The sequence below is a fragment of the Lentzea kentuckyensis genome (assembly GCF_002150765.1).
Taxonomy (GTDB): Bacteria; Actinomycetota; Actinomycetes; order Mycobacteriales; family Pseudonocardiaceae; genus Lentzea; species Lentzea kentuckyensis.
The window spans coordinates 75922-102886 of sequence record NZ_MUYM01000036.1 but is presented as its reverse complement, the minus strand read 5'-3'; the positions used below and the strand labels follow the sequence as shown (position 1 = coordinate 102886).

The following is a 26965-nucleotide window of genomic DNA, read 5'->3' as shown; positions in this document are numbered from 1 at the left end:
GGGTGTGGGGTGCCAGAACTCCGTACACACGCGTTGAGCTGCGATGATCGGGCACCATTGTTCGGTCGGCATGATCGTGGGTGTGGCGCTGCGACTGCTGTACCTCCAGCTGGGTGGCTGGCTGGTTCTGCTCAGCCGGTCCTCTGCGGCCAACGACGTCGAGTTGCTGGTGCCGAGACAACGGCATTGCTGGGGAACGTGCGACGTCCGACCGATCGCCGCTAGCCCAGCTCAAACAAGTCGAGCTCGGTCTGCAGAGCCGCGGTGAGCACGAGCAGGTCGGGCACGTGATCGGGATCGGCGACCACCGTGACGGTGAGCGCGTCGGCGTAGGACAGGGCCGCGAACGCCACGGTCACGTTGCCGGTGGTGGCCGACAACGGGATGAGACCGACGACTGGTGCGCCGCCTAGGCGCATCGGGTGATCAGGACCGTGCACATTGGTCACGAAGGTGTGTACGAGGCGTTGGTGGTTTGTGAACCAGTCCGCTATCCCGATCGCCTTCAACGTCCGGAAGATCGGCGTGGCCGACCTGACCGACTTCTTGTGTGACCGGGTGATGGCGGCGATCCGTGTCAGACGTGACCAGGGGTCGCCGTCGGTCGGTAACGCGACGGGCATGACGCCGGTGCTGTTGCCGAGCTGAGCGGCCGTGGTCGATCGACGCGTCGACACGGGAATCGAGACGATCAGTTGGTCGAGGTGGTCACCGCGCTTTGTCAGCACTGTGCCCAGTGCGCCCATGACGGCGGTGAGCAGGGCATCGTTGACGGTGCCTCCGCAGCGGTGTGCGGCGGCGTGCAACCGGGAGACGCTGGCCTGTGCCATGGTTTGCTGCCGCCGTGGGCCGGTCGGTTGGTTGAGGGAGCAGCGCGAACTGCGCGACGGCCACTGCAACCCGGCGAGCGAGACGTGGCTGGGGAGCCTCAGCCGGGCTGTCCAGGCGTTCTTCGCGAGTTCAAGGCGGGCGGGCGCGGGAGCGGGGAATGGTGCGATCTGGGTGTGAGGTGCTCCGTCCACCAGGTTCGCCAGCACGGCGAGGCCGCCGATGCCATCGGACAACACGTGGTGGAACACGAGGATCAGCGCCGCCTTGTGCTCCTCCAGGCCGGTGACCAGCGTCGCCGACCAGAGTGGGGACGAGCGGGGCAGCGGACGAGTCACCAGCGAGGAGGCGATGTCCAGCAGTGCTGCCTCGTTGCCAGGAGCTGGGCAGACCACCCGGCTCATGTGCTCGGTGATGTCGAAGCCGGGGTCGTCGACCCAGATGGGGCGGCCACATCCGAACGGTGTCGTGACCAGGCGCCGGCGCAACCGCGGAACGGTCCGGATGCGGTCGGCGAGCAAGGATTCGACGTCGCCAGGGTCCCGCTCGAGCAGGACGACTGCGCCGACCTGCATACCCGAGGCGAGCGACACCAGATCGTCGGCACTTGTCCGGTCGATCACCGGAGGTGCTGTTCGGCTCGCTGGACGTTTCACCTCGCCGAGAGTTTCAACCACGTCATTTCCTCCTCATGAGCCGGGTCAGGGCTGCGCCGGTGATGGCCGCCATCGTGGCCGCCATCAGCAGGCCGCCGAGAGCACCGATGAGTGCGATGAGTCCTGGTGGCTGGCCTGGCTGCCACAGGGGAGTGGTGACGGCGGCGAACACCAGCAGTCCGACGCCCCACGCGAGTGCGTTGGCCCAGACCCACTGGTGAGCACCGGGGAAGTGGTTGCGCAGGACGAACCACTGCGCAGTTCCCAATGACAGAAGCACGCCGATCCCTGCCACCGCAGCGATGAGCAGCACAGCGGGGAGCGGGAATGTGTTCAAGCGGTCTCCGTTGTGCACCGCGAGCATCGCGACCGTCCACGCGAAAGCCGCTGCCAGAGCGGTGGCGCCGATCCAGCCGCGGCTGCTCAGCGTGCGGTCCACACGGCGCAGCACCACGGCTTGAGCCGCTCCGAGTATGGCGCCCTCGACCATTCCCGCGAGGACGAGCAGCTGCGGTGATGAGGTGAGTGCGCCCACGAGTGCCGGCGCGAGGAAACCTGCGAACTCGCCCGCCGTCGTCCAGCGGAACCACGACTGCCAGATGTCGCGTGTGGCCAGATCGGTTGTCATGCTTCAACGTTGCGCGCAGAGCTGTCCGAAGTTGAGAGACCAACGTCCTCATCTCGGCTGAGCCGTTGGGTTCAGTTCCAGAGGGACGGGCGAAGCCACTCAGGAGCTGGTGGTTCGAGTTCTCGGGCGCCGCGCCACAGGACGGTCGCGCACACGGTGATCATCACAGCGAACAGGCCCGCGACCGGCCAATTGGGCTGTTGGCGGTTGATGAGCAAGGCGATCGCCATTGCCCAGATGGCGAGGCCCATGGTCAACACCTTGACCAGAACGATCGCGCCCAGGACGGGTGCGGCCACATGACCGCGGACCAGTGCGACACCTGTGGCGATGACGGCGGGCAGCGCGAAGGCCAGGTCGGCCACGTAGACCGGGTACGGCAGCTCGCCGACGTTGAGCGTGCCGGGCAGGCCGCCGCCGATGGTCGGCACGATGTCGGAAAGCCACAACCCTGCGAACGCAAGGCCGATCACGATCAGGAACCAGCCAACGCCGGCGTGGGCGTGGAGAGGGACCCGGCGCACGTTGATCCGTGCGATGCCGTCGATGAGCGCGGCAATCGAGAGCGTCAGCGCAGCGATGTAGAGCAGGAATGCGGAGTTGTGTGGCACGCCGAAGGCGTAGATCAGGTAGGTGTACGCGATGTAGCCGAGTAGTCCGAGCCACACCAGGTGTCCGCGAAGCGATCCTGCATTGCTGCGACGGCCCGCCAAGATGAGGACCGGCACGATCGCCAGCGTCAGCACGTCTTGCGCCATCGACTCGAGGTGCACCGTGCGGTCCAACCGGTAGGCACGGTCGGAGAACAGGCCGTACAACGTCGCAGTGATGAGAACGGGCGTCAGCAGCCACGTGACCCCGTTCGTCCACCACGCCCGCAACGGGCCGGTGACGTTGGTCTGGGAAGCCTTGAGTGCGCTCATGGCTCAACGTTGGGCTGTCAGCGGTTCAGAATGCAGGGACCAAGGTCCTCGGAAATCAGTGCTGTAGCGACGGGACCACCCCGACCGGGCAGCGAGCGTGGTGAATCAGCGCCTGGCTGGTCGATCCGAGCAGCAGGCCGCGGAAGCCGCCGCGGCCTCGGGTTCCGACGACGACCAACTGGGCTCCCGCGGACTGCTCTACAAGGGTGTGTGCTGGGCGATCGCGGGTGAGCATCTGGCGCACGGGTACGTCGGGATACGCGGTTGCGCAGGTGGTCAGCTGTTCGGCCAGCAATCGTTGTTCCGCGGCCTCGATCGATGCGAGGTTCGTCGCAGTCAGGCCTCGCTGCCACGCTGTCTCGGCGGTGATGTCCCACCACGTGCGCACCGCGTGCAGGGCGGCACCGCGCAGTGCGGCCGCTTCGAACGCGAACGCCAGCGCGGCGTCGCTGGCCGGCGCTCCGTCCAGGCCCACCACTACGGGCCCGTCCTGGTCAGGAACTGTGCCGGCGGCAGGGTCGCGAACGACGATGGTGGGGCAGCGGGCGTGGGTTGTCACCGCGATCGCGACGGAGCGAACGAGCAGTCCGGTGAACCCGCCCAGACCACGCGAACCCAGCGCCACCAGCTGGGCCGACGCGGATCGCCCGACGAGCTGCTCGGCCGCACCGCCGCTGGTCAACTCCGTGTTCACCTCGACATCCGGGGCTGCCTCCTTCGCCACGGCGGTGGCCTCGGCGAGCAATACCCGGCCATGGTCGAACACGGCATCGGCATAGCCCTCGTATGGTCCCGCCACGTGTGGCGCGTGGACTGGGACCAGCATGCAGGAGTGCATGATCACGAGCCCTGTGTTACGCCTGGCCGCCTCCTCAGCGGCCCAACGCACCGCATGCGACGCCGACGTCGATCCGTCCACCCCTACGACCACTGGCCTGGCCACGCCCGTCATCGTTTCCTCCAGTCGGTTGCGTTCAGCAGTCCGAGGGTCTGTGTGGCGATCTCGACGTCTTCTCGTGCCTCGACGACCCAGACCTCGACGGCCGAAGCGTCGCGGCTGATGCGGCTGTCCGCCGCCGTTTCGGTGTTACGTCCGGTGTCGAGTTCGATGCCGAGGAAGGCAAGGCCTGCAGTGGTGTCCGCTCGTAGTGCGGCGTCGTGTTCGCCCACTCCGCCGGTGAACACGAGCAGATCGATTCCGCCGAGGGACGCGGTCATGGCGGCGATGCTCTGGCGCAGCCGGTGTACGTACACCTGCAACGCCAAGAGAGCGCGTTCGTCTCCACTCTCGGCGGCCTTGCGCACGTCGCGCAGGTCGCCGCTGGTGCCGGACAGGCCGGCGAGGCCGGAGTGGTGTTCCAGACCGTCTTCGAGGTCGTCGAGTGTGAGTCCGGCGCGTTGCAGCCACACGAGCAATCCGGGGTCGACATCTCCGCTGCGAGTGGCCATCACCAGGCCCGCCAGCGGAGTGAAGCCCATCGTGGTGTCGACCGAATGTCCATTTGCGACGGCAGCGAGCGAGGCTCCAGAGCCGAGGTGACAACTGACCACGCGACCATCGGGCTTTCCTGCCAGTTCGGCGGCTCGGCGCGAGGCATAGGCGTGTGACAAGCCGTGGAACCCGTACCTGCGCAGGTTCCACTTGTGCCGCCACGCCGCGGGCACGGCGTAGGTCGTGGTGGCCGCGGACATGGTCGTGTGGAACGTGGTGTCGAAGCACGCGATCTGGGGCACGCCGGGCAACAGCTGTCGCACTGCGTCGATGCCGACGAGCGCACGAGGCTGGTGCAGCGGAGCCAGCTCGGTGAGCGACTCGATCCTGGCCCGCACGCTGTCGTCGATCACGGTGGCACTGGTGAACGCGGATCCGCCGTGCACGACGCGGTGCCCGACCGCGTGCACGGGCGGCGCGCTGCGCAGAAAGTCCTCCAGCGGACCGGTTTCGTCGCCGCCGGACCACCGTTCGACGGTGGTCTCGGCGAGCACGGTGTTGTCGTCCTCGCCGAGCACGCGGAGCTTGAGGCTGGAGGAGCCCGCGTTCACCACAAGCACATATGTCCGGGGAACGTTCACTGCCAGGTCCAATCGCGCACTTCGGGCATGTCCTCGCCGTGCTCGCGGATCCAGTTGTAGTGGCGCGTGCGCTGGTCCTGCATGAGCTGCCGCAGCCGTGCCGCCTTGGGGCCGAGCCCCGGCACGCGGTCGACGACGTCGATCACCAGCCGGTAGCGATCCATGTCGTTGAGCACCAGCATGTCGAACGGCGTCGTGGTGGTGCCTTCCTCCTTGTAACCGCGGACGTGCAGGTTGTGGTGGTTGGTGCGGCGATAGGTCAGGCGGTGGATGAGCCACGGGTAGCCGTGGTAGGCGAAGATGACGGGCTTGTCGGCGGTGAACAGCGCGTCGAACTCGCGGTCCGGCATGCCGTGCGGGTGCTCGGTGTCGGGCTGTAGCCGCATCAGGTCGACCACGTTGACCACTCGGACGCGTAGCGATGGCAGGTGCTGGCGCAGCAGGCTCGTTGCGGCCAGCACTTCGACGGTGGGCGCGTCACCCGCGCACGCCAGCACGACGTCCGGTTCCTCGACGCCGTCGTCGTTGCTCGCCCACTCCCAGATGCCCGCGCCGCGCGTGCAGTGCAGGATCGCCTCGTCCACGTCGAGCCAGTCCGGCGTCTCGTTCTTGCCGGCCACGATGACGTTCACGTAGTCCTTGCTGCGCAGGCAGTGGTCCGCCACCGCGAGCAGCGTGTTCGTGTCCGGCGGCAGGTAGACGCGGACCACCTCGGCCTTCTTGTTCATCACGTGGTCGATGAAGCCGGGATCCTGGTGCGAGAAGCCGTTGTGGTCCTGGCGCCACACGTGCGAACTGAGCAGGTAGTTCAGCGATGCGATCGGCCGGCGCCACTCCAGCTTCTTGTGCGTCTTGAGCCACTTGGCGTGCTGGTTGAACATCGAGTCGACGATGTGGATGAACGCCTCGTAGCAGTTGAACAGCCCGTGCCGCCCGGTGAGCAGGTAACCCTCCAACATGCCCTGGCACAGGTGTTCGGACAGCACCTCCACCACGCGACCGTCGTGCACCAGGTGCTCGTCGACCGGCAACGTCTCGGCCTGCCACTGCTTCCCGGTCACCTCGTACACTGCGTCGAGCCGGTTGGACGCCGTCTCATCCGGTCCGAAGATCCGGAAGCTGCGGGCGTCGGCGTTGAGCGTGATGACGTCGCGCAGCATCCGGCCGAGCACCCTGGTCGGCTCGGAGTGCGTAGTGCCGTGCTTGATGACTTCGGCCGCGTGCGCCCGGATGCCCGGCATCTTCAGCTCGCGCAGAAGCAGCCCACCATTGGCGTGCGGAGTCGCGCCCATCCGGCGGGTTCCGTCCGGTACCAGCGCGGCGAGCTCCGGCCGTGGCACTCCGGCGTCGTCGAAGAGCTCGGCCGGCCGGTAGCTGCGCAACCGCGCCTCCAGCTGACGCAGGTGCTCGGGATTATCCCGCACACCCGCCAGCGGCACTTGGTGCGCACGCCAGGTGTTCTCGACCGGAATACCGTCCACTTCGGACGGACCGGTCCAGCCCTTCGGACTGCGCAGCACGATCATCGGCCACCGCGGCCTGTCCTGCGTGCCCTTGATACGGCCGATCTCGTCGACGACCTGGTCGAGGACCTCGGCCATCCGGGCGTGCATCGCCTTCGGCTCGTCACCTTCGACGTAGAACGGTGCGTAGCCGTAGCCGCGCAGCAACGAGTCCAGCTCGTCGTGCGGAATCCGGGACAGCAGACTCGGGTTGGCGATCTTGTAGCCGTTGAGGTGCAGGATCGGCAGCACCGCGCCGTCCCGCGCGGGGTTGAGGAACTTGTTGGCGTGCCAGCTGGCCGCGAGCGGCCCGGTCTCCGCCTCGCCGTCGCCGACCACGCACGCCACGATCAGGCTGGGGTTGTCGAACGCCGCGCCGAACGCGTGTGCCAGCGAGTAGCCTAGTTCGCCACCTTCGTGGATGGAGCCGGGCACCTCTGGTGCCACGTGGCTCGGCACGCCGCCGGGGAAGGAGAACTGCCGGAACAGCCTGTGCATCCCATTGGCGTCGCGCGGCACGTCCGGGTACGTCTCGCTGTAGGTGCCTTCCAGCCACGTGTTGGCCAGCAGCGCGGGGCCACCGTGGCCGGGGCCGGTCACGAACAGCACGTCGAGATTGCGTTCCCGGATGATCCGGTTGAGGTGCGCGTAGATGAAGTTGAGCCCCGGTGTGGCGCCCCAGTGTCCCAGCAGTCGAGGCTTGATGTGCTGCGGTGCCAGGGGTTCGGTCAACAGCGGATTGTCCATCAGGTAGATCTGGCCCGCCGACAGGTAGTTGGCGGCTCGCCAGTACGCGTCGACCAGCGACAGGTCGGCGTTCGACATCTCGCGCTCCTCACTCGGGTCTGTTGCCTTCCACGCTGCGGTCCAGATCGACTGCGGAACAGTGCGCGGGTCCCGGTGAAGGCCGGGACTGAGGGCCCTTCGGTACAGGCTCGTCAGGACAGGAACTCCGCGTCGCCGTTGTAGGGCGTGTAGTTGGCCTGGATGAAGCCGCGCACGTCGATCTCGTCGCACCACCGCTCAGCGCGGAAGTCCCGCCAGGCAGCGGTGGTCGTGCGCTCGGCGGTGGCAGTCACCGGGTCAGCACAACCTTGAGTGCACCGGAGTCGCCGGCGTTCTCGAACACCTCGTAGGCCTGCTCCATCTCGTCGAGAGCGAAGCGGTGCGTGATGAACCGCTCGCCGTCGATCCGGCCCGACGCGACCATCCGGAGCAGGGTGGGCGTCGAGCTGGTGTCGACCAGCCCCGTGGTGATGGTGACGTTGCGGATCCAGAGGCTTTCCAGGTGCAGCGTGGCCGGCTTGCCGTGCACACCGACGTTGGCGACGTGCCCGCCGGGGCGCACGAGCTTCGTGCACAGCTCGAACGTCTGCGGCACGCCGACGGCTTCGATCGCGACGTCCGCACCGAGTCCGCCGGTCAGCTCGCGGATGACCCGTTCGGCCTCTTCGGGGGTGGACGCGGTGACGTCGGCGCCGAACTGCTTCGCTGCGTCGAGCCGGGACGTCGAAAGGTCGACGGCGACGATGTGGCTGGGGCTGTAGAGCTGCGCGGTCTGGATCGCGGCGAGCCCGATCGGCCCGGCGCCCACGATCACCACGGTGTCGGCGGGCTTGATCCGTCCATTCAGGACACCCACCTCGTACGAGGTAGGCAGGATGTCGGCCAGCACGACCGCGGCGGTATCCGTGACGTCGTCGGGCAGCAGGTGCGTGGAGGTGTCGGCGAATGGGACGCGCACGTACTCGGCCTGCACGCCGTCGGTGGTGTGGCCGAGGATCCAGCCACCACCGCCGAGGCACTGGCCGTAGCTGCCGACGCGGCAGTACTGGCAGCGGCCGCAGGAGGTGATGCACGAGATGAGCACCCGATCGCCCGGCTTGACCGAGGTGACTGAGGTGCCGACCTGTTCCACGACGCCGACCGCCTCGTGGCCGAGGATTCGACCCGGCTCGACCTCGGGGACGTCGCCCTTGAGGATGTGCAGATCGGTGCCGCAGATCGTGACCGCGGTGACGCGCACGATCGCGTCAGTCGGGTCCTTGACCTCAGGCTGGGGAACGTCTTCCCACGCGCGCTTGCCGGGACCGTGGTAGACCAGCGCCTTCATCGCAGATTCCTCCTCGTTGGTTCGTCGCTTCCCGGCGTTCTCGGGCTGGAAGGCGCGGCGCAGAGCCCGTGGTCCCCGACGGTGGAGGACCTAAGGACCTCCACGTCCTTGGTATCGCCGACCTACCGTCGAGGCATGAAGCACGCACTTGTGGTGTACGAGTCGATGTTCGGCAACACCAAGGAAATCGCCGAGGCCGTGGCCGAAGGGCTGCGCGCCGCCATGACCGTCGAGGTCGTCGAAGTGGGCTCTGCCCCGGTGGTGCTCAGTGACGAGGTCGGGCTGCTTGTGGTCGGTGGTCCGACGCACGCGTTCAGCATGAGCAGGCCGAGTACCCGCGCCGACGCCGCGACAAAGGGAGCTGACAAGAACGCGGCCGCAGCGGGGGGATTGCGCGAATGGGTCGAGCAGGTCGGCAAGGGTGCGGCGCGTCCGTCGGTGGCCGCGTTCGACACGAAGGTCAAGCGGCCGATGCTGCCTGGCTCTGCTGCACGTGCCGCGATCAAGTTGTTGCGGCGTGCCCAGTTCCCTGTGCTCACGGAAGCGGAGAACTTCTACGTTGACGGCACGGCAGGCCCGCTGATCGAAGGTGAGCCGGACCGTGCCCGGAACTGGGGAGCCAAGTGCGCGGCCGAGTCAGGACCATGACCGCTGTGATCGCCGGCGGCGGCGTGAGCGGTCTCAGTCTCGCCGCACACCTCGCGGTAGCGGATCACCGGCACCCGGTTGTTGTTGTCGACGACGGTTCGCATCCGTTGGACGACAGGACGTGGGCGTCCTGGAGCGATCGGCCGGGCTTGCTGGACGCCGCCGCGTCGCGGTGGTTCGAGCGGATCCGTGTGCACGCTAACGGCCGCACGACTGTCACACCGCTGGGCCGCTACCGATATCGCGTAGTTCGCGGCAGTGACTTGCGAGAGGTAGTGCGTCGGTACACCGATCCTTTGCCGCACTTCACCTTTCAACGCGGTCACGTGGACCGGATCGACCAGGACGGGGTCGTGGTCGACGGCAAGCACATGCGTGCCAGGTGGGTGTTCGACAGCGTGATCGGACCTGAAGTGCAACCGCCTGCGGACGCGCAGCTGAGCTTCCGCGGTTGGTACGTGCGGAGTGAACGGGCGGCGTTCGACGCGGAAACACCGACGTTCTTCGACTTCCGCACGCCGCAGCGGCATGGCGCAAGCTTCGTCTACGTGCTGCCCTTCGACGCGCAGCACGCACTCGTCGAACACACCTCCTTCACCGCACCCGGAGCGTTCGTAATTCCTCGTGTGCAACGTGAAGCGCTCACCGAGTACCTGAACGACGTCGTATGCACGGGCGGTCACGAGGTCGAACGTGAGGAGCATGCGGTGCTGCCCTTGCGTCCCGGACAGGCACCGCGCCGGAGGGGCCATGTGCTGACGATCGGTGCCGAGGGTGGGCTGCTCAAAGCTTCCACCGGCTTCGGGTACCAGCGGATCCAGCACGACAGCGAGGCGATCGCGGAGTCGTTGCGTCGCAACGGGCATCCCTTCGACCTGCCCGCGCCGTCTGGGCGGTTCCGGACGTTCGACGCCGTGCTGCTGGACGTGGTCACCCATGACCCCGCACAGCTGGAGCGGGCCTTCGGTGCCTTGTTCCGGTTCCGCACCGCGGAACCCGCGCTGCGCTTCCTCGACGAGGCCACGACTCCGTCGCAGGAGTTGCGGTTGTTCGCGGGAATGCCCGCGCCGGTCTACCTCGCCGCAGCCGGGCGCCGGCTCAGCTCTTGACGCCTTTGGCCTCGGCGTTGTGCTTGACGGTTCGCAGCACCGCGCGGCTGATGACCGACACGGCCGGTGTGCTGATGCGCCAGTAGCGGCGGAAGTTGAGCCATGCCTGCGGATCCGTGAGCGTCACGCGGATCTCGGAGGTGACCAGCGTGCGGCGTTCGCCGTACGGATGAGTCGTGAACGACCACACCACCTTGCCGTAGCCAGGCTCGGTGAAGTCCAGGAAGTCGCGCGGCTCGCACGGGAACCACTTCACCACCGGGCGCCAGAACTTGCCGACAGCGCCGAGCACGATCTCGTGGCAGGGGTTCTCGCCGAGGATCATCCAGTCGGTGCCGGCGTCGAGGTCATCCCACGTCAGCCTAGTGCGCTCGCGAGCGGGTCCTTCCTTGCGCGTACGCCACCGCTCCGGCACGTCGCGGAACCACACCGCGAATGCAGCGGGACCGCCACGCAGTTCGGTGAGATCCAGCTCGCGCAAGGACTTCCACGTAGCCGCGGGATCCGCGTCCACCAGCAGGTGGTCGGTGCGGCCGAACTCAGGCCTGGGTGCGAACCGGTCGGCGAGGAGCGGGGACGGCGACGGGACCATGGTGTGCCTCCAGAACCGGTTGGTGCACCACGAGAACAGGGCACGGCGCGTGATGGAGTGCCGCCCGTGTGACGGTACCGCTCTCATGCGTGTCCCCGGAACCGACGATGATCAGGTCGGTGTCGGTGCACCGCGCGATCGCCTCATGTGGTTGCGCGCGAACCAGGACCGCGTGGTGCGGATATCCGCCGAGGGCTGCGGCCGCGCGTGCGAGCACGTGGGTATGGTCTGATTCCACGCTGCACCGCACAGGCAGCTCAGGTGCCGCGTGGAGGACGCGCAGCGCCGCGCCTCGTCGCCATGCGAAGTCGGCGGCGCGACGCAGCACCCGGCCATCACCGGGACCACCGCTCACCAACACGGTGACGTGGCGGTGCTTGTTGTCGATGGCCTCAGGTGTTCCGCGCACTACCACCGTGTCGCAGCGCGTCGTGGCCAGTAGCGGCAGGACGTGGCCACCCAAGCCGAGCGCCGAGTTCCCTGGACCCCGATAGCCGACGACGACCAGCCGGGCGCGGAAATCGTCCTGCGGGCGGTGAATCTCGAGGCCGGTGCCGACGAGCTGAGCATGGGCGGCGGCCCACCGCAGCACGTTCTCGTCACGCCTGACGTCGTCTTGGACGATCACGACTGGTTCCATGCATTGACAATGCTTCGTCGCGTCCGTCTGGAGCAGGGCGGGAAGAGTCCACTGCGACGGGACCAAAGTCCCACTGTCGCCAGGCCTGCCGCCTGCTGCCTGGCACCGGCGATGGCGGGGAGCGTGGTCAGCGTGGACACCTCACTGACTTTCCTCGGCGCTGCGGGCACCGTGACGGGAAGCAAGTTCCTGTTCGACACCGGCCGGTCCCAAGTCCTGGTGGACTGCGGACTCTTCCAGGGGCTGGCACTACTGCGCCGGCGGAACTGGCGCCCGCCACCGATGAACCTGGACCGCCTCGACGCTGTCGTTCTGACCCACGCCCACCTGGACCACTGCGGCTATCTGCCGGTGCTGGTGCGGAACGGCTGGCGTGGCCCTGTGTTCGCCACCGAAGGCACTGCGGACCTCGCCTCGATCGTGCTGACCGACAGCGCGCACCTGATGATGGAAGAGGCGCGGCAAGCCAACGAAGGCGGCTGGTCCAAGCACGCTCCAGCCCTGCCGCTCTACGACACCGACGATGCCGAGCGCGCCCTGCGACTGTTCCGGCCTCTCGACTTCGGCGCCGGCCTGCGCATCGCTTCGGGCGTCGATCTGGAGTTCGGACGGGCCGGGCACATCCTCGGCTCGGCATGGGCGCACCTCACCGTCGGTGGGCGCACCGCCGTCGTGAGCGGTGACCTGGGCCGGGACGCGCACCGCGTGCTGTTGCCACCCCAGCCACGTCCAGACTGCGACGCGCTGCTGATCGAGTCCACGTACGGCGATCGGCAGCACGACGACGCCGCAGCCGTCGACACGTTCGCCGCCACGATCCGCCGCACGGCCGCGCGGGGTGGCAGCGTGCTGATCCCGGCGTTCGCGGTCGACCGCACGGAGGTCATCCTCGTCGAGCTCGCCCGGCTCATGCGCTCGGGGGAGATTCCGGATCTGCCGGTGTTCGTGGACAGCCCGATGGCGCTGGCCTCGTTGCGGGTCTACCGCAAGGCGATCGCGAAGAGCTGGCCCGAGGTACGGCCGGAGCTCGGTATCGGCGAGGACGCGTTCGATCCCGGCCGGCTGTCCGAGCTGAACACGGCGTCACAGTCGATGCAGCTCAACGATCCGCGGCAGCCGTCGATCATCATCTCGGCGTCGGGCATGGCCACGGGCGGCCGGGTGCTGCACCACCTCAAGTCGATGTTGCCCAATCGCAAGCACACGGTGCTCGTCGTCGGGTATTCCGCAGCCGGCACGCGCGCCCGTCTGCTCGTGCAAGGTGCGCGGGAGATCAAGATCCACGGCCGGTACGTCCCGGTGAAGGCCGACGTCGAGGTGATCGAGGCGTTCAGCGCCCACGCCGACGCGGACGAGCTGGTCGCATGGGCCACCGCGGGCACAGCCCCCGCTACGACCTACGTGGTCCACGGTGAGGCGGAAAGCGCGGCCACGCTGGCCCAGCGGCTCGAATCCGAACACGACTACACCGCCGTGGTACCCGCCGACCGCGAAAGAGTGCTGGTCTGACGGTCTTGCCCTGCTAGCGGTGCCAGGCACTGCTAGCAGGGCGCGTGCTCGTCGGAGTCGAGCAGCAGCTCGGCGACGGGGCGGCGCGGTGTGGCCGGTACCGGCGTGCTGAATCCCACGCGGAGCACGGTCTGCGGTACGAGCATGCCTCCGAGCGCGCGCCGCAGTTCCTCGCGGACACTCCGCACCTCGACCGGCTGGGACAGGAACGACGCGGACAGCCCGTGCGTGGTCGCGATGAGCAGGACACGCTGCATCGCCTGTCCTGCCTGCAGATCGCCGAGCGGGCCGTCGTAGAACGAGCAGAGGACCGTGATCAGCGGGTCGGACTCGTAGTCCTTGCCGGGGTGACGTTCCGGGCCCTGGAAGTCGCGGAACGTCCACTCGTCCTGCATCTCCGGACGCACGCCCGCCGAAGCAGGCGGCACCCCGTCGGTCGCACCAGGACGGTGGCCGGTGAACGCGGCGATCTCGGCCTGCACGGCCTCGTCGTCGAGCTGGATCTGGTGCGCTTGCTGGACGAAGCGTTTGAGCTGGGCACGCTGCTCAGGGGTCACGATGACGTGCAGCCACGAGCGTTCGAGTTCGGCGGCGCGAACCAGCGCGTGACGCTGGCGAGGGTCGACGGTCGCCTCGAGGAACGGCCGTCGGTTGGTGCGGCGACGGGGGACCGCCTCGAGCAGGGCGCGATGCTCCTCGTCGATCTTGATGGTGCCGCCGCGGCGGACCACGGCGAGGGCACCGGGCGCGTCGTGGCCGGGCAGCATCGACACCAATGGGCGCACGCCCATGCTTTGCAGGGCCAGCCGCAGGTTGAACAGCGCCGCGCCGCACGACAGACGCAGCTCGCGGTCCTCGGGGTCGGTCGCGGCCAGCTTGCGGCTCGGGTCCGGGTGCAGCTCGATGCGGTCGCGCCGGACGCGGAACCGCCACGGCTGCGTGTTGTGCACGGACGGAGCGAGCGAGGCAGCTGTGAGCGCGCTCTCGATCTGTGCGGGCCCGAGCCCCAGAGCTGCTGCCACTTGAGCCATGTCTTTCACCCCATCGTGTTGCCTGGTGGATCGTCTTCTGCCACTTTCCGCGTCGCCAGAGCGCGGACCCACCATCGAAGGTCCCGACCTGGCAGGGACCGCTTGGCGTCGTCGCGACAGCGTGAAAGGCTTGATCGATGGTGGGTCCCGAGGAGAGACCGGTCCGCAGCCTGCTCGGTGGGTTGCGGCTCGACGAGCTGCTGGACGAGATGCGCGACCGGCTCGCCGAGATTGGGTCGACCCGGGACAAGATGCAGAGCCTGCTCGACGCGGTGCTCGCGGTCGGTGCCGGCCTGGAACTGGACTCGACGCTGCAGCGCATCGTTCAGGCCGCTGTGGAGCTCGTGGGCGCCCGTTACGGGGCGCTGGGCGTGCTGGGCTCGCGGCACAACCTCTCGCAGTTCGTCTACGTCGGCATCGCCCCCGAGGTCCGCGCGAACATGGGCCACCTGCCCGAGGGCAAGGGTCTGCTCGGTCTGCTCATCAAGGACCCGCGGGCGATCCGGCTGCACGACATCAGCGAGCACGCCGCGTCGGTCGGCTTCCCGCCGAACCACCCGCCGATGCACAGCTTCCTCGGTGTTCCGGTGCGGGTGCGCGACGAGGCGTACGGCAACCTCTACATGACTGAGAAGCTCGGCGGCGGCGACTTCACCGCCGACGACGAGGTCGTGCTGGAAGCGCTGGCCGCTGCGGCAGGCGTCGCGGTGGAGAACGCCCGCCTGTTCGAACGTTCACGGATGCGCGAGCGCTGGCTGGAAGCGACTGCGGAGATCAACGCCCAGCTTCTCGGCGGCGCGATGGCCGAGGACGCGCTACGGCTGATCGTGCAGCGGGCAGTGGAGCTGGCGGCGGCGTCATGGGCGGCGGTGCTGCTGCGAGACGGGAACGAACTCCGCAAGGCTGCGCACGCCGGAAACGAGACTGTTCCCGATACGTTCGCCGCCGACGCACCGGTGCTCGCGCAGGTGCTGGAAACGGCCGCACCGGCGCTGCTCGAGGAAGTGGACGGCCAGTTCGGCGACCTCCCTGCCCAGACCGGTGCCGCGGTGGTGCTGCCACTGCGCGCCGGCACCACGGTGACCGGCGTGCTGGTCGCCGTCCGGGACAAGGACGCGGCTCCGTTCGGGGCGGACCTGATGCCGCTGCTGGCCTCCTTCGCAGACCAGGCGGTGGTGGCGATCGAGTTCGCCGAGAACCAGAACGCGAAGCGCCTGGTCGACGTGCTGGAGGACCGCGACCGCATCGCCCGCGACCTGCACGACCACGTCATCCAGCGGCTGTTCGCGAGCGGTATGAGTCTGCAGGGTGCGCTGACCTGGGTGACCCATCCCGAAGCGCGCAGGCGGGTGACGAAGGCAGTCAACCAGCTCGACCAGACCGTGCTGGAGATCCGCACCTCGATCTTCGACCTGCAGGCCGACTCCGGCGACACCGGACTGCGGCGCAGGCTGCTCAACATCGTCGCGGAGATCACCGAGGGCGCCGAGCTGAGCCCGGCGATCAGGTTGTCGGGAACCATCGACAGCCTGGTGCCCGACTACATCGGGGAGCACGCCGAGGCGGTCGTACGCGAGACCGTCACCAACGCGCTGCGTCATGCTCACGCGACAGAGCTGACTCTCACCGTCGAGGCAGGCGACGCGCTGATCATCACGATGGTCGACAACGGGCTGGGCATGCCACCTGAAGTCGCCCGCAGCGGCCTGCGCAACCTGGAACAGCGGGCGGCCGAGCTGAACGGCGCACTCACCGTCGGAGAGGAACCAGGTGGCGGCACACGGGTGACGTGGCGGGTTCCGCTGGACTGATCGGTCTCAGCCGGTCTCGTTGTCGTGAGTGGGCTTGCGCAGCTGCGACGCGAGCACGGCGGCCTGGGTGCGGCGTTCGAGGCCGAGCTTGGCGAGCAGATGTGAGACGTAGTTCTTCACGGTCTTCTCCGCGAGGAACATCTTCTCCGCGATCTGCCGGTTCGTCAGGCCGTCGCCGATGTAGTCGAACACCGTTCGCTCCTGCTCGGTGAGCGCGCGGACCGGGTCGCCCTGCTCGCGCTCGCGGCGGATGCGGTTCAGCAGCGCGGCGGTGGAGCGGGCGTCCAAAAGGGACTGTCCAGCCGCGACGGTCTTCACCGCGGTGGTGAGGTCGGTGCCGAGGATGCGTTTGAGGACGAACCCGGACGCACCGGCCATGATCGCGTCGAACAACGCCTCGTCGTCGGTGAACGACGTGAGCATCAGGACGTTCAGCTCGGGCATGCGGGAGCGCAGCTCGCGGCACAGCTCGATGCCGTTGCCGTCGGGCAGCCGCACGTCGAGCACCGCCATGTCGGGATTGGTCGCAGGGACCATCGTGAGCGCCTCGGTCACCGAGGACGCCTCACCGACAACCTCCAGGTCGGGGGAGGCGCTGAGCAGCTCCCTGATTCCGACGCGGACCACCTCGTGGTCGTCCACCAGGAAGACTCGCGACACCACCGCAACCACCTTCTCTCGATCGTTCCGAGATCACGATCTCTCAGCCGCGCAGCGGTACACAGGGACCAAAGACCCTGTCACCGGGAATCCAGGGTCCTGCGAACCCGCTCGAACTCCTCTGTGTCGATGTCGCCCTTGGCCAGCCGTTCCTCCAGTATGCGGGTCGCGGAGCTGGTGTGCGTGGGCCGGCGCAGCAGCACGACGGCCAATGCGATCAGACCGCCCCAGAACACCAGCATGGTCAGCGCCATCATCGAGAATCCGCCCCAGCCCATCGGGGTGCCGTAGTACCAGGTCATCGTCATCGCCTCCGGGTCCCAGAGTCGTCCGGTCGACCTGGCCGTGCGGAGAGTCCAAGTGCCCGTCCGGGGTGAGCAGGTCCGCTCTGTCCGGGAGACGGGGCGCGGCGGAATCGTCAAGGCATGCGATGGAACCCAGCAGAGGCCTCCGAAATCGTCGAGGCGGCCGCTAAGGCGCCTGTGTACAGCGCGGACCGTCCGTGGACGCTGGAGCTGCACGGCCGGTCGGTCTACCTCTTCGAAGCAGGGCAACGGTCCGAGCACGACCCCCTCGGCTTCGACCGGCTGCTCTCCTGCGGTGCCGCGCTGGAACACGTCGTGCTCGCCATCCGACACGCCGGGTGGCACCCGCACGTCGTGTTCCTGACCGACCAAGCCAGTCCCGGCGTGCTCGCCGTGGTCCGTGCGGACCGCCGCCAGCCAGCGGATCCACAGGACCTCGATCTGCACCGGGCGATCCGGCTCGCCGACGCGTCCGGTGCGGGCGACGCTCACAGGTTCGGCTGGGCGAACCATTGGGCGGGAACCGAGCTGCGTGCTCTGAACGACCACGAACTCGTCGTGATCACCACCGATGACCGCCGTCCTGACCACATCCGTGGCGGTGCGGCGCTGCAAGCCGCGGTGCTGGCCGGTCGAAGCACCGGGGTGGCGGTCCGGCCGATGGTGCATCTGGTGCACCGGCGCGAGTGGCGGGCAGGTCTGATCGAACGGCGCGAGCTCGCCGGTTTCCCGCAGGCGCTGGCGATCGTCGGTGCCAAGGGCCCGGTTGGCACGGGACCTACGACTGCGTCCGCCGCCCGTTCCGATTCCTAGCGTCGAACCAGAAAGGGAGTTCCGCCATGCGTGCTCGCGACATCATGACCAGCCCGGTGATCACCGTGACTCCGGCCGTACCGCTCAAGGGCGCGGCCGCGTTGATGGTCTCGCATGGGTTCACCGCGCTTCCTGTCGTTGACGACGACAAGGATCTCGTCGGCATCGTGACCGAGGCCGACCTGGTGCGCGGCGAGTACCTGGAAGAAGGCGCCGCCGTGGTCGCCGACGTGATGACCACCCCCGCGGTGGCGATGGATGCCGCCGCACCTGCCGAGGTCCTGGCCCGCGTGATGATCGACGACCGCAGGCGGTGCGTGCCGATCGTCGACGGCTCGACGGTGATCGGCGTCGTCACCCGCCGCGATCTGGTCCGCGTGCTCGCACGAGCCGACACGACGGTGACCGCGGAAGTCCAGCGCGTGCTCGACATGTACGGCGGCGGTCGCAAGTGGACAGTCACCGTCCACGACGGCGAAGCCGTGATCGGCGCCACGACCACAGATGAGGACACCGAACGGGTCCTGCTCGCACTCGCCGACGCGGTGCCCGGAGTGCTCCGCGCCCGTGTTCTGACTGGAGGACAACGATGAAGGCCCCATCCGCTCCGATCGTGGTCGGTGTCGACGGCTCCGCCTCGGCGCTGTCCGCCGTCACCTGGGCCGCGCAGGAGTGCTCACGTCACAAAGTGCCGTTGCGGCTCGTGCACGCCTACATGCTGCCCGTGCGCGGCTATCCCGAGGTGATCCTCACCGGCAACGAGATCCGCAGGGCGCTCGAGCAGCTCGGCCGCGACAAGCTGCAGGAGGCGACTGCGGCCGCGCGGGCAGCGGCACCGGACGTCGAGGTGGCAACAGAGATCGTGTGCTGCGCTGCGACCGCGCTCCTGATCGAGGAGTCGAAGTCCGCACGGCTCGTCGTGGTCGGTTCGCAGGGTCTCGGCACGGTGACCGGCATGCTGGTCGGTTCGACGGCACTTGCGTTGGCAGCGCACGGGAAGAGTCCGGTCATCGTGGTTCACGGCGCCGCCGTTCCCGATGGCCCGGTGGTCGTCGGCGTCGACGGCTCCCCGACGAGCGAGGCCGCTCTCGCGTTCGCCTTTGAGACCGCGTCGATGCGCGGCGCTCAGCTCACCGTGGTGATGTGCTGGACCGACTTCATGGTGGACAGCGCCTACACCGCCTCGCGGTTCACCGTCGACTGGGGACAGGTCGAGGCCAATGAGCGGCGACTGTTGGCGCAGCGGCTGGCCGGGTGGCAGGAGAAGTACCCGGACGTGTCGGTACATCCCGTGGTGATGCGGGATCGGCCGGTACGCGCGTTGATGCGGTTCGGGGCTGAGGCTCAGCTCGTGGTGGTGGGCAGCCACGGGCACGGCGGGTTCGCCGGAATGTTGCTCGGCTCGACGAGTCAGGCACTCGTCTACAACGCGCCGTGCCCGTTGGCGATCGTGCGACCCGACTAGGCCGCGTTACCCGCTGACTTCCCCTTCGTCTTCGCGATGAAGGGGATGTCGGCGAACTGCAGCTCGATGCCGAGGTTGCGCAACTCGTGGCTCAGCCGCAGCAGACTCACCTGCGACAGCGTGAACAGAGTGTCGACGTCCCACGTCCGGCCGGCGATGGCGAGGACCACCACGGTCGGGCGATCGGTGATGTCCCGCGTGCTGTCGAGCACACGGACCTTGTCCCGCAACTGCTGCATCGCCTGTGGCTCGAAGTACTGCGCCCACGCCGACACCTGCGCCTGCGTGTACAGGTGGCTCGCCGCCGTCGCGCGACCGAGCCACTTGATGTGCACGATCTCGTCGCCAGGACCGAAGACGTCACAGATCTCGAAGCCCCGCAGGTGCATCGGGGTGTAGGCGAGGCCGCGGTCCATGCACAGGTAGCCGGCCTGCTTGGCCACCTTCTCCGCGAAGCGGTGCTCGTCGTCCCGCTTGCCCGTCGGCACCCACACCGGGAACGTCAGTGAGCTCTTGTTCTCCAGCAGCGCGCGGACCTGCTCCTTGACGCGCGCAACCGCACCCTCGCCGATCTCGTACCACTTGCCCTGGTGCAGGGCGTAGGTCTTGCCCTCCACCACGGTCTGGAACGCAACCCACTTGATCATTGAGATCGGCCGGGTGAACGGTTCCACGCCCAGCTCGTCCTCACAGGGCGCGAGGCCTGCCTTCCGCAGCACCTCAAGCCGAAGCACGGGGTCGACGGCTGCGAACGGCTCCACCAGCTCATGGATCTCGAACCCTGGCTCCAGCACCCGCGCGGCGGTCGGGCCGACCCGGCTCGACGCGAAGGACTGGGCCTGGCCGATCTCCCGGATCGCCGAGGAGGGCCAGCAGACGCCCAACGGCCCGAACTGGTCGTCGCCGCCGAGTGCTGCGGCGAACTGGCGCTCCAGGTTCGGCATGACCGGGTCGTTGGGGCTGACAGGACGGATCTCGGCGATGTGGCGCAGCGGCGCGCCCGCGAGGTCTTCGTCGACGATCGCGCAAATCTTGCGCAGGTCGGCGATGAACGTCTCGGGAGTGCGGCCGAGCTGGATGTTCAGCGCGCGCCCAGCCCTGATGTTCCAGGTCCTGCCGTCGGTGGCGGTGTCGTAGGTCAGGCCGGACAGGTCGGCCGGTCCCTCGATGCCGGTGACGAGCTCGCCCGCAGGCTCCAGGGGGAAGCCCGACAGCGAGCTGCCCGACGGGAAGGAGACCTCCATGCCACGTGCGGACACGTCGAGGAGGTTGCTGCGGATCACGCGGACCTTGTCCGGGTCGATCCGCCTGATCCCGAAGTTCAGGCCGAAGTCGTCGTCGAGCAGCATCTCGTCGAGCATGAACCTGCTCGACGCGCCCCAGGTGACCGCGCAGACCCACTCGTCGTCGATCTCGACAACGATCAGCGCGAACGGGGAGCTGCCCGTGAGACCCAGGTTCTCGAGGTCCGAGACCCCGGTGAGGTGCCGGACCCAGTCCGGCTCGCCGCTGCTGCGGACGCCGGCCAGGACGTGCGTGCGGGTTCCGGCGATCAGGAGTTCGCCGTGGTATTTGAGGTCGACTCCCTCGACGCTCTTGAGGTAGTCGCCGAGGTTCTCGTGCGTGACCGGGAGGCGATACACGGTCGCCGCCCCGGTCGGAAGTGCCTTTGCCAACGTAGGGGCTTCTTTCGTCGTTCGATCGACGACGCAGGTGAAGACAGCGGATGCATCGTCTGGCTGATACGGGCGCGCGGGAGAACGCGCGCAGCCGGACAGCCGTGCGGCAGGCCTGTGACGGTCCGATGTGGACACCTTGTGACGCCGCCCATTTGGACGCCGACGTCACACGATCGTGACTGGTCCTGCGCGCCTGTGAAGCCCTAGACTCGGCGCGCGTTCTCCCGACTTGTTCTGGTTCTGAGGCCAGGTTCTTGCCGGTGGAACTTCACGCGGCCTCCTGCTCGAACAGGGGGTCGCGTTCGCACGTCCAGGGCACGTTCGCCTTGGACGTGATCCAAGAATGACACGCCCACACGTATGAACACGGCAACCGACACGCCCAAGACCCTTGAGTGGTCGACGTCGGTCGCCGAACGGTGGGTCGTGTTTGGCGGGACTGAACTCCGCGCCTATCAGTCCATTCCGCAAAACGTTGACGGTAAGAACCGTCCACTTTCTTTCCAGATAAGGCTGACAACCTTGTCGGAGGCCTGATGATTGACAAAAAGTGGTCAATTTGAGGTATAGAATTCGCGGGAAGTTGCGCAGAGTGACTGATCGGACGCATCTCGCTTCATGTCCGCGTCGCTGCAGAACGACCGTTCGTCGCAGATAGGGTCGATTGGCGCCCTGGGACACGTCGTATGGATCAGGCCGCGTGTTACAGGCGGTTAGACGGCGCTGATTAAGCCTCGTGATGTTGGAATCGACGACGTGAAATCGATTTCTTGCGGTTGCTGTTCGGGTCCGCTGTTACCAGGTGGCCGTTGGGGGAATGACCACGACAGGGCACTCGGCATTGCGCAGGCAGGTCGCGGCGACTCCATGCGAGAAGAATTCACGGACGGCTCCGCGTCCTCGTGTGCCGATCACGAGCAGCTCGGCGTGCTTTGAGGCGTCGGCTAGATGGTCGGCTGCGTCTCCGACGACGACGCACTCGGCGACGTCTGGCGCGCGGAGCATCGTGGCGCGTACCTGCTGCACGGTGTCGTGGAGGTCGCGCGCGGGGTGTCGTTGTGGCATCTCTCCGTATGGATTGAGCCCCATCGGCACGGCCGGCACGATCATCGGTTCCTGGTGGTAGGCCAGCATCGCCTCCACCCTGGCGCCCCGGTGCGACGCTTCCTCCATTGCCCACCGCAACGCCACGCGCGACTCCGTCGAACCATCGACTCCGACCAGGATCACAGGTGTCCTCATAGCTGCTCCCATCACTCGGAACCAGCGTGCGGTGTGACCTCGGGCGCCGGCAGGGACCAACGTCACGAGCCCGGCGAGTCCATCCGCACTGCTGACGTTCGTGCGCGAGGCGAACCCTCGATCACACCGATCGAATGGAGGACGTCATGAGGGTGAAGCGGGGCGACTGGTTGGTAGAAGCCGGCGGTCGTCGTGGGCAGATCACGGCGGTCAAGCACGAGGACGGAAGACCTCCGTTCCTCGTGCGGTGGCTGGACACCGGACACGAGACGCTCGTGTTCCCCGGTCCGGACGCGCACATCGTCACGGCTGAAGACGAGGCCGCGCGTCGGCGTGCAGGCTGAACTGTGGATACCGTTGTCGCACTGGGCCACCTTGCGACGGCGCTCGCGATCGGGTTGCTGCTGGGTGTGGAACGCGAGCACGACAACTCCCACGACTCGACAAGGCCAGCGGGTTCACGGACGTTCCCGCTGATCGCACTGGCCGGAGCGGTGAGTGCGGCGCTGTCGCCTGTCGCTCTGGGTGTCGCTCTCGGCGCCGTCGCCGCGCTCGTCATCGCCTGGTACCTGCGCACGTCCGAGCCCGGCGCTACGACCGAGATCGCCGCCATCGTCACGTTCCTGCTGGGCGCGCTCGCATGGCATCGGCCCGAACTCGCGGTGCCGATGGGTGTCGCGGCCGCCGCGCTGCTCGCGGCCAAGCGGCCGTTGCACCGGTTCGCGCGCAAGGTGGTGAGCGACCAGGACGTGCGCGACGCGATGATCCTGTTCGTCGTAGCGTTTGTCGTGTTGCCGCTGCTGCCCAACCGGCCACTTGGCCCATACGGAGTGCTGAATCCCGCCCGCGTGTGGTGGCTGGTCATCGCCGTCACCGTCATCGGCTGGGCCGGGTACGTCGCGGCGCGGGCGTTCGGCGAGCGCTGGGGACTGCTGGTCGCCGGGTTCGCCGGCGGCTTTGTGTCCGGATCGGCGACTACCGCGGTGATGGCGCGCAAGTACCGAACTGTTGGTGCGGCGGCGTTTCCCGGCGCCGTCGCGGTGAACTTGGCCACGCTGGCGCAGATCGTCGCGGTGACCGCCATCGCGAGTCCACTGGTCGCACTGAGACTCCTGCCCGCGATCGGGGCAGGCGCGGTCGTGTTGCTGGCCGAGGTGGCTTGGCTGGTCTGGCGCACCAAGCCCGCTGAAATGGACAACGACGAAGCTGTGGTGAGCAGGCCGATGTCGCTCAAAGCGGCATTGTCGCTGGCCGCGGTCCTGGTGCTGTTCCTCGTGGGCACACGCGCCGCAGCGGACTGGCTGGGCGGTGGGGGAGTGGTGGCCGCCGGAGCGCTGGGTGGGCTGGCTGACGCGCACGCAGCGGCGATTGCGGCGGCTTCCCTTGCACCGCAGTCGATCTCGGTGCACACCGCTGTGCTGGCGTGTGGTGCGGCGCTCGCGACGAACACCGTCGTGAAGCTCGTCTTGGCCACGGTGGCCGGCGGGCCGCGGTTCGCGCTCCAACTTGCGGCATGGCTCGCGCCGGTGGTCGTGGCGGTGGGGCTGGGTATGGCCTGGTAGGGCGGGGACGAAGGTCCCGAACGGTGCGGGACTGCGGGCACTCACCCGCTGCGGCGCGGACCGCGAGGCTGAAGTACATGAGCGAGAACGAGTCCCGGCCCGTGGTGGTCGGAGTTGATGGATCGTCCGCCGCACAGGCGGCGTTGCGGTGGGCCGTCGAGGATGCTCGGCGGCGTGGGTGCCCGGTCGACGTTGTCTCGGCGTGGCATCCGGACTACGGCGTGATGATCGGCCCGGTGCCGGCCGAGGTGCTGATGGCGTTGTCGCCGCAGGCGATGAAGGAAACGGCGCGGAAGAACCTCGACGCCGCGGTGCAGGGGTTCGAGGGCGTGGAGATCCGGCCGATCCTGGTCGAGGGCGATCCCAGGGACGTCCTTGCCAAGGCGTCGAAGGACGCGGAGCTGCTCGTGGTCGGCAACCGCGGTCACAGCACGCTCGCCGGGATCATCCTCGGCTCGGTCAGCTCGTACTGCGTGCACCACGCGTCGTGCCCGGTCGTCGTGATCCGTGAGCCGAAGGTCGAGCAGGAGCACAAGCCCGCTGCTGCGGCTGTGCCGCTGACACCGGGACCGCTGCTGTGAACGCGGCGGCGTTGCTGACGGACGGATCGGTCGTGACGGTGCGCGAACTGGGGCCGGACGACGTGTCGGCCCTGCTCGAACTGCACCGCGGACTGCCGATCGAGGACCAGTATCTCCGGTTCTTCAGCACGTCGCCACGACAGCTGGAGGACTTCGTCGGTCGGATGGTCTCGCCCGACGCGCCCCGGCACGTAGTGCTCGGCGCGTACCGCGAAGGCCGGCTGCTGGGCGCCGCGAGCTACGTGGTGGTGCGCGACACGGACTTCGCGGAGGTCGCGCTGGTCGTGTCGCACGCCGAGCAGGCCCACGGCGTCGGCACCCTGCTGCTGGAGCACCTGGCGTCGCTGGCGCGCAGCCGGGGCGTGCGCCGCTTCACCGCCGAGGTGCTCACCATCAACGGCCGGATGTTGCGGGTGTTCACCGACATGGGACTCGTCACCTCGATCGTGCCCGACGGTGAGGTCATCTACGTCGAGCTCGTCCTCGAGCCCGGCGAGGCCTACCTCGACGCGACGAGCGCCAGGGAGTCGTGCGCCGACGTCGCGAGCCTGACCCACGTGCTGCGGCCCACGTCGATCGCCGTGATCGGCGCCGGACGATCGGCTGGTTCGGTCGGGCACGCGGTGCTGCACAACCTGGTCGACGGCAACTTCACCGGCGACCTGTACGCGGTGAACCCGCACGCGAAGTCCGTGGCCGGTGTCGACTCCTACAGCTCGGTCGGCGAGCTGCCGGAGGCGCCCGAACTGGCGGTGCTGTGCGTACCGGCGAAAGCTGTTCCCGCCGTTGCTGAAGAGTGCGGTCGCCGCGGCGTTCGTGCGCTGGTCGTCATCTCGTCCGGCGTGAACGCGGAGGAACTGCTGAAGCCGGTCCGTGCGCACGGCATGCGCCTCGTCGGACCGAACTGCCTCGGGGTGTCGACGAGTTCGCCCGGTGTGCGGATGAACGCGACGTTCGCCGATCACAGCACGCTCGCCGGACGCATCGGGCTGGTCACCCAGTCCGGCGGCGTCGCGATCGGCGTGCAGGAGGAGCTGCGCCGTCTCGGCCTCGGCCTGTCGAACCTGGTCTCCACCGGCGACAAGCTCGACATCAGCAGCAACGACCTGCTGATGTGGTGGGAACAGGACCGTGAGACGGCGATCATCGCGCTGTACCTGGAGTCTTTCGGCAACCCGCGCAAGTTCGCCCGCATCGCCCGCCGGGTCGCCGCGAGCAAGCCGGTCCTCGCCATCCGCGCCGCCACCAGCGAAGCCGGGCAGCGCGCCGCCGCCTCGCACACCGCGTCCACCGCGACCCCGTCGGTCACCAGGGACGCCTTGTTCCGTCAGGCGGGCGTGATCGCGGTCGACAGTGTGCCGGAACTGACCGACACCGTGATGGCGCTGAGCTGGCAACCGCTCCCGAGTGGACGGTCGGTCGCCGTGCTGAGCAACGCCGGCGGACTCGGTGTGCTCGCCGCGGACGCCTGTGTCCGCCAAGGCCTGCACATGGCCACACTCGGCGACGAGACCCGCAAGTCGTTGGCCCAGCTGGTCCCGCAAACGGCCAGCGTGCACAACCCGGTCGACACCACCGCGGTCGTCGATGAGGAGACCTTCGCCCGATGCCTCGACATCATCGGCGCGGACCCCGCTGTCGACGCCGTGATCACCGTGACGGTGCCGACCGCACTCGGCGATCCCACCGGCGGCGTGCACAACATCGCCGGCAAACCGGTGCTCGCGGCGCGTACCGGCCAGATCGAACGGCTCGCGGGCGAAGTGCCCTGCTACGCCGAGCCCGCTCGCGCCGCCGCGGCACTCGCACGGCTGGTAGAGCGCGCGGACTGGCTGGCCCGGCCGAGGGAGTTCGCCCGCCTGGGCCGGATCGACCTCGACGCGGCGAAGGCGATCGTGGCCCAAGGACAGGGCTGGCTGCCGCCGGACGAGGTCGTGTCACTGCTGACCGCGTTCGGACTGCCGGTGCTCGGCGGAACGCTCGCGACGACCGCGGAGCACGCGGTGGCCGCCCAGCAGGCCTACAACGTCCCGGTCGCGCTCAAGGCCTCGCCGACGACCTGCTGCACAAGAGCAAGGGAGGCGGCGTGGAACTCGGCGTCAACGACGCGGGTGGGGTGGTGGAAGCCTTCCGCGCGTTCCAGGAGCGCTTCGGCGACCGCTTGCGCGGCGTGTTCGTGCAACCGATGGCTTCTGGTGGCCGTGAACTGCTGGTCGGTGTCGTCACCGACGAGAAGTTCGGACCGCTGGTAGTCACCGGGCTCGGCGGCGTGGACACCGATCTGCTTGACGACCGGGCCGCCGCACTCACACCACTGTCCACAGCGGACGCCGACGACCTCCTGCACGGCTTCCGCACCGCGGGCCACGTACTCGCGGGGACAGACGAACAGGCCGTGCGGGACGTGCTGCTGCGAGTGGCCGAACTGGCCGGCGCATTGCCGGAGGTCGTCGAGCTCGACATCAACCCGTTGGTGCTGACGGACACGGGATGCGTGGTCGTGGACGCGCGAGTGCGCGTTGCCCAGGCCGAGCACACCGATCCGTTCCTGCGCCGCTTGCGCACCACCTGACCAGAAGCGCCGAAACCGAGGGA

At 68.2% G+C, this 26965-nt stretch carries 25 protein-coding genes and 1 pseudogene; 11 read left to right on the top strand and 15 right to left on the bottom strand.

Going from position 1 to position 26965, the window contains the following annotated elements; translation table 11 throughout:
- Positions 1 to 221: 221 nt before the first annotated feature.
- The 8 genes from B0F77_RS18910 to B0F77_RS18880 form a co-directional block, all read right to left on the bottom strand.
- Positions 222 to 1451 carry a wax ester/triacylglycerol synthase domain-containing protein gene (locus B0F77_RS18910; RefSeq protein ID WP_086664235.1) on the bottom strand — a complete coding sequence of 410 codons (1230 nt, stop codon included), beginning with the start codon at positions 1449 to 1451 and terminating at the stop codon, positions 222 to 224.
- Positions 1452 to 1506: 55 nt separating this feature from the next.
- Positions 1507 to 2112, bottom strand: coding sequence for a hypothetical protein (locus B0F77_RS18905; RefSeq protein WP_086664234.1), 606 nt, complete (start codon positions 2110 to 2112; stop codon positions 1507 to 1509).
- 71 nt (positions 2113 to 2183) lie between these two features.
- Positions 2184 to 2930: a hypothetical protein gene (locus tag B0F77_RS18900; protein WP_143466810.1), complete on the bottom strand. Its 747-nt coding sequence runs from the start codon at positions 2928 to 2930 to the stop codon at positions 2184 to 2186.
- 160 nt (positions 2931 to 3090) lie between these two features.
- A complete protein-coding gene (locus tag B0F77_RS18895; protein ID WP_086664232.1) occupies positions 3091 to 3987 on the bottom strand; it encodes a universal stress protein in 897 nt (298 codons plus the stop codon).
- On the bottom strand, positions 3984 to 5108 hold the full coding sequence (locus B0F77_RS18890) for an acetate/propionate family kinase (RefSeq protein WP_342746806.1): 1125 nt from the start codon (positions 5106 to 5108) through the stop codon (positions 3984 to 3986). The genes B0F77_RS18895 and B0F77_RS18890 overlap by 4 nt, the downstream gene beginning before the upstream one ends.
- Positions 5105 to 7435: a phosphoketolase family protein gene (locus B0F77_RS18885; protein ID WP_086664230.1), complete on the bottom strand. Its 2331-nt coding sequence runs from the start codon at positions 7433 to 7435 to the stop codon at positions 5105 to 5107. Before B0F77_RS18885 ends, B0F77_RS18890 begins: the two co-directional genes overlap by 4 nt.
- Positions 7436 to 7548: 113 nt before the next feature.
- Positions 7549 to 7689 carry a hypothetical protein gene (locus tag B0F77_RS47940; RefSeq protein WP_158102750.1) on the bottom strand — a complete coding sequence of 47 codons (141 nt, stop codon included), beginning with the start codon at positions 7687 to 7689 and terminating at the stop codon, positions 7549 to 7551.
- Entirely contained in the window at positions 7686 to 8723 is a 1038-nt protein-coding gene (locus tag B0F77_RS18880) for a zinc-dependent alcohol dehydrogenase family protein (protein ID WP_086664229.1), read from the bottom strand. The genes B0F77_RS47940 and B0F77_RS18880 overlap by 4 nt, the downstream gene beginning before the upstream one ends.
- A 135-nt stretch (positions 8724 to 8858) precedes the next feature.
- Between B0F77_RS18880 and B0F77_RS18875 the strand changes: the two genes are divergently transcribed.
- Both B0F77_RS18875 and B0F77_RS18870 read left to right on the top strand, forming a co-directional pair.
- Complete coding sequence (locus B0F77_RS18875) at positions 8859 to 9371, top strand: flavodoxin family protein (RefSeq protein WP_086664228.1); 513 nt, start codon at positions 8859 to 8861, stop codon at positions 9369 to 9371.
- Positions 9368 to 10480, top strand: coding sequence for a lycopene cyclase family protein (locus tag B0F77_RS18870; RefSeq protein ID WP_086664227.1), 1113 nt, complete (start codon positions 9368 to 9370; stop codon positions 10478 to 10480). The genes B0F77_RS18875 and B0F77_RS18870 overlap by 4 nt, the downstream gene beginning before the upstream one ends.
- Here B0F77_RS18870 and B0F77_RS18865 read toward each other — a convergent pair.
- Both B0F77_RS18865 and B0F77_RS18860 read right to left on the bottom strand, forming a co-directional pair.
- Positions 10470 to 11072, bottom strand: a complete 603-nt coding sequence (locus B0F77_RS18865) for a hypothetical protein (RefSeq protein WP_086664226.1) — start codon at positions 11070 to 11072, stop codon at positions 10470 to 10472. The genes B0F77_RS18870 and B0F77_RS18865 overlap by 11 nt on opposite strands.
- Positions 11020 to 11700 carry a universal stress protein gene (locus tag B0F77_RS18860; RefSeq protein WP_158102749.1) on the bottom strand — a complete coding sequence of 227 codons (681 nt, stop codon included), beginning with the start codon at positions 11698 to 11700 and terminating at the stop codon, positions 11020 to 11022. Before B0F77_RS18860 ends, B0F77_RS18865 begins: the two co-directional genes overlap by 53 nt.
- A 144-nt stretch (positions 11701 to 11844) precedes the next feature.
- On the opposite strand from B0F77_RS18860, the gene B0F77_RS18855 reads away from it, so the two are divergent.
- A complete protein-coding gene (locus B0F77_RS18855; protein WP_086664280.1) occupies positions 11845 to 13221 on the top strand; it encodes an MBL fold metallo-hydrolase RNA specificity domain-containing protein in 1377 nt (458 codons plus the stop codon).
- Between the two features lie 32 nt (positions 13222 to 13253).
- Here the strand turns inward: B0F77_RS18855 and B0F77_RS18850 are convergent, their stop codons facing one another.
- Complete coding sequence (locus tag B0F77_RS18850) at positions 13254 to 14252, bottom strand: Acg family FMN-binding oxidoreductase (protein ID WP_086664224.1); 999 nt, start codon at positions 14250 to 14252, stop codon at positions 13254 to 13256.
- Between the two features lie 137 nt (positions 14253 to 14389).
- On the opposite strand from B0F77_RS18850, the gene B0F77_RS18845 reads away from it, so the two are divergent.
- Complete coding sequence (locus tag B0F77_RS18845; protein WP_086664223.1) at positions 14390 to 16063, top strand: sensor histidine kinase; 1674 nt, start codon at positions 14390 to 14392, stop codon at positions 16061 to 16063.
- 6 nt (positions 16064 to 16069) lie between these two features.
- Here the strand turns inward: B0F77_RS18845 and B0F77_RS18840 are convergent, their stop codons facing one another.
- Together B0F77_RS18840 and B0F77_RS18835 are read right to left on the bottom strand one after the other, a co-directional pair.
- Complete coding sequence (locus B0F77_RS18840) at positions 16070 to 16726, bottom strand: response regulator (RefSeq protein WP_086664222.1); 657 nt, start codon at positions 16724 to 16726, stop codon at positions 16070 to 16072.
- 77 nt (positions 16727 to 16803) lie between these two features.
- A complete protein-coding gene (locus B0F77_RS18835; protein WP_143466809.1) occupies positions 16804 to 17025 on the bottom strand; it encodes an SHOCT domain-containing protein in 222 nt (73 codons plus the stop codon).
- 123 nt (positions 17026 to 17148) lie between these two features.
- Here B0F77_RS18835 and B0F77_RS18830 point away from each other — a divergent pair, with 123 nt between their 5' ends.
- Genes B0F77_RS18830 through B0F77_RS18820 form a run of 3 tightly spaced genes read left to right on the top strand, consistent with a single transcriptional unit; the run spans position 17149 to position 19306 of the window.
- Complete coding sequence (locus tag B0F77_RS18830; protein WP_143466808.1) at positions 17149 to 17841, top strand: hypothetical protein; 693 nt, start codon at positions 17149 to 17151, stop codon at positions 17839 to 17841.
- Between the two features lie 26 nt (positions 17842 to 17867).
- Entirely contained in the window at positions 17868 to 18434 is a 567-nt protein-coding gene (locus B0F77_RS18825) for a CBS domain-containing protein (RefSeq protein WP_086664219.1), read from the top strand.
- Positions 18431 to 19306 (top strand): universal stress protein, encoded by an 876-nt coding sequence (locus tag B0F77_RS18820; protein ID WP_086664218.1) that lies wholly within the window; start codon positions 18431 to 18433, stop codon positions 19304 to 19306. Before B0F77_RS18825 ends, B0F77_RS18820 begins: the two co-directional genes overlap by 4 nt.
- Here the strand turns inward: B0F77_RS18820 and B0F77_RS18815 are convergent.
- On the bottom strand, positions 19303 to 20982 hold the full coding sequence (locus tag B0F77_RS18815) for a TIGR04141 family sporadically distributed protein (protein ID WP_158102748.1): 1680 nt from the start codon (positions 20980 to 20982) through the stop codon (positions 19303 to 19305). The two genes, B0F77_RS18820 and B0F77_RS18815, sit on opposite strands and share 4 nt — an antisense overlap.
- A gap of 798 nt (positions 20983 to 21780) precedes the next feature.
- Positions 21781 to 22227 (bottom strand): universal stress protein, encoded by a 447-nt coding sequence (locus B0F77_RS18810; RefSeq protein ID WP_158102747.1) that lies wholly within the window; start codon positions 22225 to 22227, stop codon positions 21781 to 21783.
- A gap of 146 nt (positions 22228 to 22373) precedes the next feature.
- Here B0F77_RS18810 and B0F77_RS18805 point away from each other — a divergent pair, with 146 nt between their 5' ends.
- The 4 genes and pseudogenes from B0F77_RS18805 to B0F77_RS18790 all read left to right on the top strand — a co-directional run bounded on the left by B0F77_RS18805 (position 22374) and on the right by B0F77_RS18790 (position 26942).
- Positions 22374 to 22571 carry a DUF1918 domain-containing protein gene (locus B0F77_RS18805; RefSeq protein ID WP_086664279.1) on the top strand — a complete coding sequence of 66 codons (198 nt, stop codon included), beginning with the start codon at positions 22374 to 22376 and terminating at the stop codon, positions 22569 to 22571.
- Positions 22572 to 22574: 3 nt separating this feature from the next.
- Positions 22575 to 23789 carry an MgtC/SapB family protein gene (locus B0F77_RS18800; protein WP_086664215.1) on the top strand — a complete coding sequence of 405 codons (1215 nt, stop codon included), beginning with the start codon at positions 22575 to 22577 and terminating at the stop codon, positions 23787 to 23789.
- A 77-nt stretch (positions 23790 to 23866) separates the two neighbouring features.
- On the top strand, positions 23867 to 24370 hold the full coding sequence (locus B0F77_RS18795; RefSeq protein WP_086664214.1) for a universal stress protein: 504 nt from the start codon (positions 23867 to 23869) through the stop codon (positions 24368 to 24370).
- Between the two features lie 164 nt (positions 24371 to 24534).
- Positions 24535 to 26942, top strand: a pseudogene (locus B0F77_RS18790) (bifunctional acetate--CoA ligase family protein/GNAT family N-acetyltransferase).
- Positions 26943 to 26965 lie beyond the last annotated feature (23 nt).